This is a genomic window from Sulfitobacter sp. M22 (assembly GCF_021736025.1).
Lineage (GTDB): Bacteria > Pseudomonadota > Alphaproteobacteria > Rhodobacterales > Rhodobacteraceae > Sulfitobacter > Sulfitobacter litoralis.
The window spans coordinates 2807599-2820000 of record NZ_WMEC01000001.1; the positions used below are offsets into that span (position 1 = coordinate 2807599).

Annotated in this window: 11 protein-coding genes and 1 tRNA gene (1 of these 12 only partly in view); 5 read left to right on the forward strand and 7 right to left on the reverse strand. The window is 58.4% G+C overall.

The window, feature by feature from the left end:
- Window positions 1-94 precede the first annotated feature (94 nt).
- The gene (locus tag GLP52_RS13740; RefSeq protein ID WP_093734063.1) at window positions 95-1765 is read left to right on the forward strand and encodes an ABC transporter permease; all 1671 of its coding nucleotides are present in this window, start codon (window positions 95-97) and stop codon (window positions 1763-1765) included.
- 85 nt (window positions 1766-1850) lie between these two features.
- On the opposite strand, the gene GLP52_RS13745 is transcribed toward GLP52_RS13740, so the two are convergent.
- The 4 genes from GLP52_RS13745 to GLP52_RS13760 all read right to left on the reverse strand — a co-directional run bounded on the left by GLP52_RS13745 (window position 1851) and on the right by GLP52_RS13760 (window position 4318).
- Entirely contained in the window at window positions 1851-2867 is a 1017-nt protein-coding gene (locus GLP52_RS13745; RefSeq protein WP_237271128.1) for a Fe(3+) ABC transporter substrate-binding protein, read from the reverse strand.
- Between the two features lie 130 nt (window positions 2868-2997).
- Entirely contained in the window at window positions 2998-3864 is an 867-nt protein-coding gene (yghU, locus tag GLP52_RS13750; RefSeq protein ID WP_093734061.1) for a glutathione-dependent disulfide-bond oxidoreductase, read from the reverse strand.
- Window positions 3865-4041: 177 nt separating this feature from the next.
- A complete protein-coding gene (gene ykgO, locus GLP52_RS13755) occupies window positions 4042-4167 on the reverse strand; it encodes a type B 50S ribosomal protein L36 (RefSeq protein ID WP_005850168.1) in 126 nt (41 codons plus the stop codon).
- Between the two features lie 76 nt (window positions 4168-4243).
- Window positions 4244-4318: transfer RNA gene (locus tag GLP52_RS13760), tRNA-Val, on the reverse strand.
- Window positions 4319-4468: 150 nt separating this feature from the next.
- Here GLP52_RS13760 and GLP52_RS13765 point away from each other — a divergent pair.
- Complete coding sequence (locus GLP52_RS13765) at window positions 4469-5329, forward strand: N-formylglutamate amidohydrolase (RefSeq protein ID WP_237271129.1); 861 nt, start codon at window positions 4469-4471, stop codon at window positions 5327-5329.
- Here GLP52_RS13765 and GLP52_RS13770 read toward each other — a convergent pair whose 3' ends face one another.
- The 3 genes from GLP52_RS13770 to GLP52_RS13780 form a co-directional block, all read right to left on the reverse strand.
- On the reverse strand, window positions 5330-6583 hold the full coding sequence (locus GLP52_RS13770) for a DNA polymerase IV (protein ID WP_237271130.1): 1254 nt from the start codon (window positions 6581-6583) through the stop codon (window positions 5330-5332).
- Window positions 6584-6919: 336 nt separating this feature from the next.
- Entirely contained in the window at window positions 6920-7609 is a 690-nt protein-coding gene (gene pyrF / locus GLP52_RS13775; protein WP_093734057.1) for an orotidine-5'-phosphate decarboxylase, read from the reverse strand.
- Between the two features lie 220 nt (window positions 7610-7829).
- Window positions 7830-8018 (reverse strand): hypothetical protein, encoded by a 189-nt coding sequence (locus GLP52_RS13780; RefSeq protein ID WP_237273573.1) that lies wholly within the window; start codon window positions 8016-8018, stop codon window positions 7830-7832.
- Between the two features lie 542 nt (window positions 8019-8560).
- Here GLP52_RS13780 and clpB point away from each other — a divergent pair.
- From clpB to msrQ, 3 genes are all read left to right on the forward strand, one after another.
- The gene (gene clpB, locus GLP52_RS13785; RefSeq protein ID WP_237271132.1) at window positions 8561-11176 is read left to right on the forward strand and encodes an ATP-dependent chaperone ClpB; all 2616 of its coding nucleotides are present in this window, start codon (window positions 8561-8563) and stop codon (window positions 11174-11176) included.
- 188 nt (window positions 11177-11364) lie between these two features.
- Window positions 11365-12273 (forward strand): protein-methionine-sulfoxide reductase catalytic subunit MsrP, encoded by a 909-nt coding sequence (gene msrP, locus GLP52_RS13790; RefSeq protein WP_237271133.1) that lies wholly within the window; start codon window positions 11365-11367, stop codon window positions 12271-12273.
- A gap of 33 nt (window positions 12274-12306) precedes the next feature.
- Window positions 12307-12402, forward strand: partial view of a protein-methionine-sulfoxide reductase heme-binding subunit MsrQ gene (gene msrQ, locus GLP52_RS13795; protein WP_093734053.1) — the start only. Its footprint extends 489 nt past the window's final position; the window shows 96 of its 585 coding nt (coding positions 1-96); the start codon lies at window positions 12307-12309; its stop codon lies beyond the right edge, outside the window.

The window sequence follows — 12402 nt, forward strand, 5'->3', positions numbered from 1 at the left end:
ACAAAGGCAAGATCACGCCTTTGCGCATGGGGCGGCGGTACAATTTTCAGTCATCCCGCTGGTATTTCCGACTGAATTAGTCGAAACCAATCGAATGACGACACAGGATATAAATACAAGCCCCGCCGCCGTGAAAAAATCGCGCGATGGCGTGCGTTTGCTGGCGGGGGTTGCCGTCGCGATTGCAGCGACCTGTGCCTTGCCGATGATTGCCGTGCTGCTGGCTGCATTGGTCGGAGGCACCGATACGGTGCGCCATCTGATTGATACTGTTCTGCTCGGCTATGCTGGCACGACGCTGCTCTTGGTGGCAATGGTCGCGATGGGGACCTTTGCCTTGGGCGTCGGGACCGCGTGGCTGGTCACCATGACCCGCTTTCCCGGTGCGCGCGTGCTTGAGATCGCGCTGGTGCTGCCGCTGGCTTTTCCTGCCTATGTGTTGGCCTATGCCTATACGCATATCCTTGACCATCCGGGCATTGTGCAGACCGTTCTGCGCGACGTGACAGGCTGGGGCCCGCGCGATTACTGGTTCCCCGAGATACGGTCTTTGGGGGGGGCGGCGCTGATGTTGGTGCTGGTGCTTTACCCCTATGTCTACCTGCTGGCGCGTGCGGCCTTCTTGCAGCAATCCGCCACGACGTTTCTGGCAGCGCGTGCATTGGGCAGCAGTGCATGGGCTGCGTTCTTTAAGGTCAGCCTGCCGCTGGCGCGTCCTGCGATTGCCGCAGGCGTCCTGCTGACGGTGATGGAGACGATCGCCGATTTCGGGACCGTCGCCTATTTTGGGGTGCAGACTTTTGCCACCGGGATCTACACCAGCTGGTTCTCCCTGTTCGACCGCGCCGGTGCGGCGCAGCTCGCGCTGTGCTTGCTCAGCTTTGCGCTGCTGCTCGCGATGCTTGAGCGCATTCAGCGTGGCAAGGCGAAGTACCATGATCCGGCCCGCCGTGCCGTGGCCATGCCTCCGGTGCCGCTGACAGGCTGGCGTGCTGCTGCGGCGCTGTTGGCCTGCGGCATACCCGTGATCTTTGGTGCGATCCTGCCGGTTATTGTACTGATCTGGATGGGCACAGGGTCAGAGCAGGACCTGCTCAGCCCGCGCTATCTGGGCTTCATCCGTAACTCTGCCACGCTGGCGGGGGTGGCTGCGGTGCTGACCGTGGCCGCGGCGGTCTGCGTGGGGTTCTTTCAGCGGCTACGTCCGGGCAAGCTGTCCTTTGGGGCGGGGTATATTGCACGTCTTGGCTATGCGGTGCCGGGCGGGGTGATCGCGGTGGGGCTGATGGTGCCCTTTGCGACATTCGATAACCAGCTTGACGCATGGATGCGCAGCACCTTTGACATTTCGACCGGCCTACTCGTGACGGGGTCGATCTGGCTTTTGGTCGCCGCCTATATGGTGCGCTTCCTTGCGGCCGCATTGGGCGCGTATGAGGGCGGGCAGGCGATGGTGCATGCCAATATGGATTCCGCAGCACGGTCGCTGGGGGAAACCCCTGTCGGCACGCTGCGCCGTGTGCATCTACCGATCCTGTCGCCAAGCCTGCTGACCGCGCTGTTGATCGTCTTTGTCGATGTGATGAAAGAGCTGCCTGCAACGCTGATCATGCGGCCGTTCAACTACGACACGCTTGCGGTGCAGGCCTACCGGCTGGCCAGTGACGAACGCCTAGACGGAGCTGCGGTGCCGAGCCTTGTGATCGTGGCGATGGGGCTGCTTCCGGTCATCCTGATCTGCCGGCAGGTTGGGCGGCAGAAATAAACAAATTGCTTTGCCCATGAAAAAAACCGCACCGGCCAGTGGCCGATGCGGTTCGATGTCGTGTCTCTGCCGTGGCAGGCTGGGATTACTCCCAGCCAACCGCGTTAAAGATTTTCTGTGCTGTCGGGATGTTCTTAGCCACTTCTGACAGGTTCACTTCGTCTGCTTTGAACGTGCCCAGCTTCTCGACGGATTCCGCAAGCTCTACACCTTCGACGGCGGGGAATTCGTCGTTCCCCGCAGAGAAGTAGGATTGCGCGCTGTCGGAGGCCAGATACTCGAGAAATTTAACCGCGTTGTCGCGGTTTGGCGCATTGGCTGCAACGCCAGCACCGGACAGGTTCATATGCGCGCCGTTGCCATCCTGATCGGGGAAGACCAAACCGATTTTATCCAGATCGGCGCTCAGCCCGTCTACTTCGGTGCGGATGGCACGGGCAAAATAGTAGGAGTTCGAGACGGAGACTTCGCATTCGCCCGAAACCAGACCACGCAGCTGGTCGGTGTCGCCGCCCTGTGGAGCGCGTGCCATGTTGTTCACAACGCCCTGCGCCCATTCGGTCGCTTTTTCTTCGCCGTGGTGCGTAACCAAAGCGGCCAGCAAAGTCTGGTTATAAGAGTTGGTGGAGGAGCGGATGCAAACCTGACCCTCATAGGTCGGGTCGGCGAGGTCCAGATAGGTTTGCGGCGGGTTGTCTACGGCATCCTTGCTGTAAAAAATGATCCGCGCGCGCTGCGAAAAGCCGAACCATTCGTTGTCGGCGTCTTGCAGATTGCCTGGGATACGCTCTTCCAGAATGTCGCTGTCAACGGATTGCAGCAGGCCCATTTCCTTGGCGCGGCTCAGGCGGCTTGTGTCGACGGTGATCAGTACGTCCGCAGGAGAGTTCGCGCCCTCGGCAGCCACACGGGCCAGCAGCTCGTCTGCTTTGCCTTCGATGCGGTTGATGGTGATGCCGGTTTGCTCGGTAAAGTCTGAATACAGACGCTCGTCAGTGTCGTAGTGACGTGCAGAATAGAGGTTCAGCTGACCTTCTGCAAAAGCGGGTAGGGCAACCGTTGCCAACAAGGCAGCCGTGAACGTGGTTTTCGTAAAAGTCATAAGGTGACCTCCATCTGTGTAAAACTTATAAAAAGAGTAAGAAACAGATTTGAGGTCATACATCAAGCAATACTTGACTGTATTTATAGGATAAGCGTCTTGCCGCACAGGGACGGCAAGACGCGGCCGTTTAGTCGCCGATCTTGTCTTGGGTCTTGGTGTCGAAATCGCTGGCGTCGTGACGTTCGTGCAGCTGCATTTCGGGTTCACCGAAGGGGCGGTTAACCATACGGCCACGCGTCACGGCAGGGCGCGCATCGATCTTCTTGGCCCATTTCATCAGGTTTTCATAAGAGTCGACGTTCAGGAATTCAGCCGCATCATAAAGTCGGCCCAGAACCAGCTGACCATACCAAGCCCAGATCGCCATATCCGCAATCGAATACTCGCCCGCCATATATTCGTTATCGGCCAGATGCCGGTCCAACACGTCCAGCTGACGCTTCGTTTCCATCGCGAAGCGGTCGATGCAGTATTTAATCTTGACCGGCGCATAGGCGTAGAAGTGGCCAAAGCCGCCGCCGAGATAGGGTGCACTGCCCATCTGCCAGAACAGCCAAGACATGCATTCGGTGCGCTGGCTTGGGTTTTTGGGGATGAATGCGTCAAACTTCTCGGCCAGATGCAGCATGATCGAACCGGATTCGAACAAGCGCTGTGGCGCATCGCCGGACCGGTCCATCATCGCGGGGATTTTAGAGTTCGGGTTGATCTCGACAAAGCCGGACCCGAATTGGTCGCCTTCGCCGATGTTGATCAACCAAGCGTCATATTCGGCGCCTTTGTGGCCCGCAGCCAGCAGTTCTTCGAGCAGCACGGTGACTTTGACACCATTGGGCGTCGCGAGGGAGTAGAGCTGATAGGGGTGTTCGCCGACTGGCAGCTCTTTGTCTGCGGTTGGGCCTGCGACGGGCCGGTTAATATTGGCGAATTTGCCGCCGTTACCGGGTTCCCACTCCCATACGGCGGGCGGGGTGTAGTCGGGCAGATCGGTCATAAGATCCCTTTCAGTTCATCTTTTGAAGTTAAGGATGAACCTAGGGGGTATTGGGGGGATCGCAAGGGGCCAGCCGCGAATGGCCGGGGTGGCGGCGCAGGGCGTGGCATGTTCCGTCAGACCAAACGAAAAAAGCCGCCCCCGAAGGAGCGGCTTTTAATCAAATGCGCGCGAAGCTTAACCCTGACGGGCTTTGAAACGGCGCTGTGTTTTGTTGATTACGTAAACGCGGCCTTTGCGACGCACAACGCGGCAGTCACGATGCCGATTCTTGAGCGAGCGGAGCGAATTGCGAACCTTCATGGTCTTTCTCCTGTGTCGTGGCGCGGGCCAGCGCCGGGTTGCGGGCAGCTCAGCGAATGCTGAGCCATGAATTAGGTGGTGGGCGATACTGGGATCGAACCAGTGACCCCTTCGATGTCAACGAAGTGCTCTACCGCTGAGCTAATCACCCCCTATGTAGCACAAAATTTGCACCCCGAACCAAATCAGGGCACGAAATATCTGCACCGGTAGCGGGGTCTATAAATAGAGTCGCAGGCATGATCAAGGGGTTTTGGCTTTGTAAAAACATGCGCTATGTTCATTTTTGAAAGGTGCAACAATGCCACACATTCCTTACGAAGTCGTTCGCCCCGATCAAGCCCGTTCCTGCGCGGTGTTCGCGTCGCCCCATTCGGGTCGGAATTACAGCTTTTCCTTCCTGCGGTCCACGGTGTTGGACGGGCATAGCATCCGCTCGTCAGAGGACGCGTTTGTTGATCTTTTGTTCAAATCCGCCCCGCATTTCGGGGCACCGTTCTTGATGGCGGGAGCCCCGCGGGCGTTCCTTGACCTGAACCGGTCGCGAGACGAACTGGACCCGGCCTTGATTGAGGGGGTGCGCCGGCAGGCGCATAACCCGCGAGTGGCCTCGGGTTTGGGCGTTATCCCGCGCGTTGTGGCGAATGGGCGGTCGATTTATCAGGGCAAATTGACGCTCGACGAAGCCCGAGAGCGAATCGCGGCGTATTGGGTGCCGTATCACGATATGCTGCAAAGCCTGCTGAACGACGCCCGCGCGGATCACGGCCAGGCGATCCTCGTAGATTGCCATTCCATGCCGCATGAGGCGATGGAAGGGGTGGCGCGGATGGGGCTCAAGCGGCCCGATGTTGTGTTGGGCGACCGGTTTGGCGCAGCTGCCGGTAGCGATGTTGTTGATCAAATCGAAGCCGCTTTTTCGAGGGCGGGTTTTACCGTCACACGAAACACGCCTTTTGCGGGGGCCTATATCACGCAGGCTTATGGCCGTCCGGCGCGGGGGCAGCACGCTATACAGGTCGAATTGGACCGATCGCTGTATATGAACGAATCATTGGTGCGTCCCAATGGCGATTTCGAGGATGTCCAAAAAGCACTGAGCGGCGTTGTTGCTGAAATCGCGCGTATCCGGCCTGAAAGTCTTGCGCTCGCGGCGGAATAATCAGCGCAGCGCGCGCCCTTTGACGATGGCCTTGTCCCCGAACCGGTTGCGGATGGCATCGGTCGCCCGTTCGGCCCGACCCCGCCGCACGGCATCGGGGTCCAGAAGATCACCCGCCGTGTCGGCCCCATCAGCGGCGCTAAGATCGGAAATGCCACATCCCAGAAGCCGGAACGGCCCCGGCTCGCCCAGCTGATCAAAAAGCCCGCGTGCGGTGCGGTAAATGCGGTCGGCCAGTTGCGTCGGGTCATACAAAGACACCCGCCGCGTAATCAGCGAAAAATCGGCACGCTTCAGCTTGAGCACGACAACGCGCCCCGCAAGCTCTTTGGCCTTTGCGCGGTCCGCCACTTTTTGCGCCATGCGCCACAGGTGACCGTCCAGCAGTTCGGGGTCCGAGGTGTCCTCATTAAAGGTGGTTTCGTTGCTAATTGATTTCATCGGTTCGTGCGCGGAAACGCGACGGTTGTCCTGGCCTCGGGCCAGATGCCAGAGGCGGTCGCCCATGCTCCCGAAACGGGCAATCAGATCGGTCCGTTCCCACCGCAGCAGGTCAGCAAAGGTGCGTATGCCCGCCTTGTTCAGCGCCCCTAGGGTGGCAGCGCCCACGCCCCAGATCATGCTCACCGGTTTGTCGGTCAGAAATGTCTGCGTTTCCCCTTTGCCGATGACCGAAAACCCGTGTGGCTTATCTAGATCAGAGGCGACCTTGGCCAGAAACTTGTTATGCGACAGCCCGATAGAGCCGGTAAGCCCCAGATCGACCTTCATCCGGCGCACCAACTTCGCGAGCATCATCGCAGGCGGCGCACCGTGCAGCTTGGTCGTGCCGGTCATGTCTAGAAATGCCTCGTCCAGCGACAGCGGTTGCAGGGCGGGCGTGAGCTCTTCCATCAAGGCGCGGATCGCACGGGAGGCTTCGACATATGCATCCATGCGTGGCTTGATGATGACCGCTTCGGGGCAGAGCTTGAGCGCCTGAAACATCGGCATGGCGGATCGAACCCCTTTGACCCGTGCGATATAGCAAGCGGTCGATACCACGCCGCGCCGTCCGCCGCCGATGATCACGGGTTTACCGTTCAGGGCTGGGTTGTCACGCTTTTCCACCGACGCATAAAAAGCATCGCAATCCATATGGGCGATGGAGAGGTCAAATAATTCGGGATGCGACGTGATGCGCGGGCTGCCGCAGGCAGAGCACCGGCGGGCAGGCGTGATTTCGGACAGGCAGTCACGGCAGAGTGCGGGCATGGCGAATAAATGGGGTTAAGGGAAGGTTAAGGCAAGTCTATTCGATTGCGTGCCGTTGCGCCATGGGCAGACGCGTCGCGGTCAGTTCGCGGTCAGTTCGCGGCTGGATGCAAAATTTAGAGTGGGAAAAGAAAGACCCCCGCCTAAAGCGGGGGGAGGTGACGAACTTCAGGAAGAACCAGTCCGTCGGGGAGTATCACCAAAGTAAGGTTGCCATATGAATGTCATAAAACATACACGCAACTTCGCTTGGTCGGTAGCGAGTTTGGGTTTGTTACCGATTTATCACATAGGCCAAGCCCGCTATTAAACGGGTTTGAGGCCATTTAGGGGTGGTTAGGGCAGTTCTGCCAGAACCGCGCGGGCGGCGGCTGCGGGGTCTTCGGCTTGCCAGATCGGGCGGCCGACGACGATATGATCCGCGCCATCCTTGATCGCTTGGCCCGGCGTCGCGACCCGTTTTTGATCGCCAAGAGCCGCACCGGTCGGGCGTACGCCGGGGGTTACGATCAGCTTGCCTTTTGCCTCTGGCAGGGCGCGGATCAGCGCGGCTTCTTGAGGGGAAGCGATGACCCCGTCGGCGCCTGCATCCAGTGCGCGACCGGCCCGGGTTTGTACCAGATCGGGAATGTCGCCCGCCTGGATCATAGCGGCGTCCAGATCGTTCCGGTCCAGCGACGTCAGAATTGTCACTGCGAGAATTTTGGTGCGCGACCCCGCGGCACCCTGCATCGCGGCGCGCACCACATGGGGGTCGCCGTGAACAGTCAGGAAATCCAGATCAAACTGCGCAAGGCCCCGTACCGCGGCTTCGACGGTCGCGCTGATGTCAAAAAGTTTCATATCCAGAAAGATGCGTTTGCCATGCTCTTGGATGAGCTCATTTGCCAGCGCCATGCCGCCGCCTGTCAGCATTCCCAGCCCGATTTTGTAAAAGCTCACCGTGTCGCCAAGTTTGTTCGCGAGCTCAAGGCCGGCAACAGCATGGGGAACATCAAGGGCGACGATCAGGCGGTCATCTGACATGGGGCGAACTCCGATAGGAATGAAATTGGACAAACGCCGGAGGCTTACGGCGTTCATACTCTCGTGTCTACGCAAACACCTCGCGATGGGTACAAAAAAGCCCGGGCAGCACAAGGGCTGTCCGGGCAAGTGTCAGAGACGTGCAGGCAGGCAGGAGTCTCTGGATCGGGCGGGACATGCGCCGGGACGGGCGCACAGGCAGTTCCGCCGAAACTGAACTTCAAGCGGCGCGGTGGCCGTTGAGCTTTGCAACAGATTGCAACCAGGCCTTGGGGTCGAACCGTGGGCGACCGCTGCGGGGCGATGGTTTGATGTTGCGAATTTCCGAATGCATGCCGCCGCGGCCCATGTGCCGACGTTCTGCCTGTCTGGTCAGCCCTTCGGCGGCCTGATCAAATGACATTGTCATGGGCGCATTGATTGCGCAAGCATATCTCCGGGAGCGATCGCCATCATGAACAGTGACAAGTGCCTCGAAGCATTGCTCTGTCGCGTTGTAGATAACGTCGTTCATCTGGATTTGGCGCGTCTGCATGTTCGTACCTCAAAACTTGTTGTACTGATTAAACTTGGCTCGATCGGCTTTGTCATTCTCTGCCGGTACAACGTGGGTGTGACTAAAAAGTTCCATCTCTCATCGCTACCCTTGTGGATAAATATAAATTTTCCATTAAAAACAGTCAATTAACTTTTATTTGATTGCCTATTGCCACAAGCGGAATTTTGCGAAACTGTATTTTTTGCTGCGAATCCAATGACTTCGCGATGTGGTTAATTTTCATCATTCGTTCAAATATTGCCTCAGTGCGCGTTATTTTTGTTGACGTTTTTGTGAGCGCCTTCTCTTGAAGCCGACCCTGCCTGTCCCCAAATTCTAGTACGAGGATCACACAATGGCGTGCTGCCAAGCAGGCGTCTCACCCGTGGTCGCTTTGAGAAAAGGAGAAGCTCATGGACTTGAGCAAGTTTACAGAACGGTCGCGCGGCTTCATTCAGGCTGCGCAAACAATCGCGACGCGTGAAAGCCACCAGCGGCTGACGCCGGAGCATTTATTAAAAGCGTTGTTGGATGACGACCAAGGGCTGGCAAGCAATCTGATTGCCGCTGCGGGTGGCAATCACGCGCGCGTTACCGAAACGCTGACACTCTCTTTGGGTAAGTTGCCAAAGGTGTCAGGCGATGCGGCACAGGTCTATCTGGATAATACCACAGCCAAAGTTTTGGCCGAAGCAGAGGCGCTTGCGAAAAAAGCAGGCGATAGCTTTGTACCGGTAGAACGCGTGCTGATGGCGCTTGCCATGGTCAAATCCGGTGCCAAGGACGCATTGGTCGCGGGCAAAGTCACCGCGCAGGGCCTGAACGCAGCCATCAATGATATCCGGAAAGGGCGCACGGCTGATAGCGCCAGTGCCGAAGACGGGTATGAAGCGCTTAAGAAGTATAGTCTGGATCTGACCGAACGTGCCCGCGAAGGGAAAATCGACCCGATCATTGGCCGGGACGAGGAAATTCGCCGCGCCATGCAGGTCTTGAGCCGCCGCACGAAGAATAATCCGGTGCTGATTGGTGAGCCGGGGGTGGGTAAGACTGCTATCGCCGAAGGACTTGCGCTGCGTATCGTTGATGGGGACGTCCCTGAATCGCTGCGCAACAAACGGCTGCTGGCGCTGGACATGGGCGCATTGATTGCCGGCGCGAAATATCGTGGTGAATTCGAGGAGCGGTTGAAAGCCGTCCTGACCGAAGTGACTGAAGCCGCAGGCGAGGTGATCTTGTTTATCGACGAGATGCACACGCTGGTCGGTGCCGGTAAGGCTGATGGTGCAATGGATGCTGCCAATCTGATCAAGCCTGCCTTGGCGCGGGGGGAATTGCACTGCGTTGGTGCGACGACCTTGGATGAATACCGTAAATACGTAGAGAAAGACGCGGCTTTGGCCCGTCGGTTCCAGCCTGTCATGGTGAGTGAACCTACGGTCGAGGACACCATATCGATCTTGCGGGGTATCAAAGAGAAGTATGAGCTGCACCACGGTGTGCGGATCAGTGACTCTGCGCTTGTTGCCGCGGCCACTCTGTCGCACCGCTATATCACGGACCGCTTCTTGCCCGACAAGGCCATCGACTTGATGGACGAGGCGGCCAGCCGTCTGCGGATGGAGGTCGACAGCAAGCCCGAAGAGCTGGACGCGCTGGACCGCCAGATCATGCAGCTGCAGATCGAAGCGGAGGCATTGAAGAAAGAGGACGACGCCGCCAGCAAGGACCGGTTGGACAAGCTGGAGAAAGAGCTGGGTGATCTGCAGGAAAAAGCAGACGCAATGACGGCGCAGTGGCAGGGCGAACGCGATCGCCTTGAGGGCGCGCGCGAGCTGAAAGAGCAGTTGGACCGCGCTCGTGCCGAGCTGGAGATTGCCAAGCGCGAAGGCAACCTCGCCAAAGCGGGTGAGCTTTCTTATGGTGTGATCCCTCAACTCGAACGTAAACTGGGCGAGGCCGAGGAGAACGAAGCCGACGTCATGGTCGAAGAGGCCGTGCGCCCTGATCAGATCGCCAGTGTGGTCGAACGTTGGACCGGCATTCCAGCTGGCCGCATGCTCGAGGGGGAACGCGACAAGCTGCTGCGGATGGAAGACCAGTTGCACAATCGCGTAATTGGCCAAAACCAGGCGGTCAAGGCGGTGTCGAACGCAGTCCGCCGTGCGCGTGCTGGCCTGAACGACGAGGCACGCCCCTTGGGCAGCTTCCTGTTCCTTGGCCCAACAGGCGTGGGTAAAACCGAGCTGACCAAGGCCGTGGCCGAATTCCTGTTCGACGACGAGAACGCAATGGTGCGGATCGACATGTCGGAGTTTATGGAGAAACACGCCGTGGCCCGCCTGATCGGTGCGCCTCCGGGCTATGTCGGTTACGACGAAGGCGGTGTATTGACCGAAGCCGTGCGGCGTCGCCCTTATCAGGTCGTGCTGTTCGACGAGGTGGAAAAGGCGCACCCCGATGTGTTCAACGTCCTGTTGCAGGTCTTGGATGATGGCGTGTTAACCGATGGTCAGGGCCGCAAGGTCGACTTCAAGCAGACGTTGATTGTGCTGACCAGCAACCTTGGTGCCCAAGCGCTGAGCCAGCTTCCGGAAGCGGGTGATATGGCGCAGGCGAAACGGGATGTGATGGATGCGGTGCGGGCCCACTTCCGCCCCGAATTCTTGAATCGTCTGGATGAAACGGTGATCTTTGACCGTCTTGCACGTGGCGACATGGCGGGGATCGTCGATATCCAGATGAACCGTCTGCTCAAACGACTTGCTGGTCGTAAGATCGGGTTGGATCTGGACGACGCGGCGCGCAAATGGCTGGCCGACGAAGGCTATGATCCGGTGTTCGGGGCGCGTCCTTTGAAACGGGTGATCCAGCGAGCACTGCAAGATCCGTTGGCAGAGATGATCCTGGCTGGTGATGTGCTGGACGGGGATCTCATTCCGGTACACGCCGGTGCCGAGGGGCTGATCATCGGCGACCGCGTTGCTGCCAGCAATCGCGCGAAACCGGACGAGGCGACGGTCCACTGAGCACATAGTATATAGTGTCAGTATATAGTGCGATAACTTGAACGGGCAGGGCCGGGGGAAACCTCGGCCCTGTTTGCATGAGGTGCGCTGACATTCCGGTGTGTCCCTTGAAATGTAACGGATTGCGTTTGGTGTGCGCGCTAACCGGCAGTAGGCTTGTGCCGGTATATTGGTAAGGAGCGCCTGTTATGGCCTATCGCTGGATCAACACGCTAACGGACAAAGACATCACCCCGCATGGTGCGTTTCTGAATAGACGTCAGATCATGGGGGGCGCGTTGGCGGGGATCGGGTTGGCCGGTTTGGCAGGCCGTGCCTCTGCCGCGCCCGAGGGGCTAGAGCCGAACAGCTATGAAGATATCACCAGCTACAATAACTACTATGAATTCGGCACCGGCAAGGACGACCCCGCAAGATACGCGGACCGTCTGACGATTGAACCCTGGACAGTGCAGATTGACGGGCTGGTCGACAAGCCCGGTGCCTATGGGTTCGACGACATCATGCAACAGATGACGATCGAAGAGCGTATCTATCGTTTCCGTTGCGTCGAGGCGTGGTCAATGGTGGTCCCGTGGAACGGGTTCGAGCTGGCCGACCTGCTGACTATGGCCGGCGTCCAGTCAGGTGCGAAATACGTGTCATTTGAAACCGCGCTGCGCCCCGATGAAATGCCGGGTGTCGCGTATAAGGTGCTCGACTGGCCCTATGTCGAAGGGCTGCGGCTGGATGAAGCGATGCACCCGTTAACGATTATGGCAACCGGTATCTACGGCAAGGACATCCCTAAACAAAACGGCGCGCCGCTGCGGTTGGTGGTGCCGTGGAAGTATGGCTACAAATCGATCAAATCCGTGGTGCGGATAACCCTCACGGACACGCAGCCGCCAACCAGTTGGAACAAGGCGAATGCAGGGGAATACGGCTTCTATAGTAATGTGAACCCCGAGGTCGATCACCCTCGTTGGTCCCAAGCGAGCGAGCGGGTCATTGGCGGCGGGTTGTTTTCCAAGCGTGTGCCCACACTGATGTTTAACGGCTATGAAGATGACGTCGCTGATCTTTACGCAGGGATGGACCTGAGCAAGGATATCTAAACCAGTGTGCCGTAAAGAAGTGAGCGAGGCGGTATGATTGACCGCCTGAATACCATCGCCCGACGCGTCCCAACATGGGTTGTATATATAGTGGGGCTGATGCCGGTCCCGTGGTTCCTGTTTCAGGCC

Bases quoted from the DNA above. Each gene is read 5' to 3' on its own strand.
- clpB (WP_237271132.1), top strand. From the start codon at position 8,561: ATGGACTTGAGCAAGTTTACAGAACGGTCGCGCGGCTTCATTCAGGCT.
- pyrF (WP_093734057.1), bottom strand. From the start codon at position 7,609: ATGTCAGATGACCGCCTGATCGTCGCCCTTGATGTTCCCCATGCTGTT.
- GLP52_RS13765 (WP_237271129.1), top strand. From the start codon at position 4,469: ATGCCACACATTCCTTACGAAGTCGTTCGCCCCGATCAAGCCCGTTCC.
- GLP52_RS13770 (WP_237271130.1), bottom strand. From the start codon at position 6,583: ATGCCCGCACTCTGCCGTGACTGCCTGTCCGAAATCACGCCTGCCCGC.
- msrP (WP_237271133.1), top strand. From the start codon at position 11,365: ATGGCCTATCGCTGGATCAACACGCTAACGGACAAAGACATCACCCCG.
- GLP52_RS13740 (WP_093734063.1), top strand. From the start codon at position 95: ATGACGACACAGGATATAAATACAAGCCCCGCCGCCGTGAAAAAATCG.
- GLP52_RS13745 (WP_237271128.1), bottom strand. From the start codon at position 2,867: ATGACTTTTACGAAAACCACGTTCACGGCTGCCTTGTTGGCAACGGTT.
- GLP52_RS13780 (WP_237273573.1), bottom strand. From the start codon at position 8,018: ATGACAATGTCATTTGATCAGGCCGCCGAAGGGCTGACCAGACAGGCA.
- yghU (WP_093734061.1), bottom strand. From the start codon at position 3,864: ATGACCGATCTGCCCGACTACACCCCGCCCGCCGTATGGGAGTGGGAA.
- ykgO (WP_005850168.1), bottom strand. From the start codon at position 4,167: ATGAAGGTTCGCAATTCGCTCCGCTCGCTCAAGAATCGGCATCGTGAC.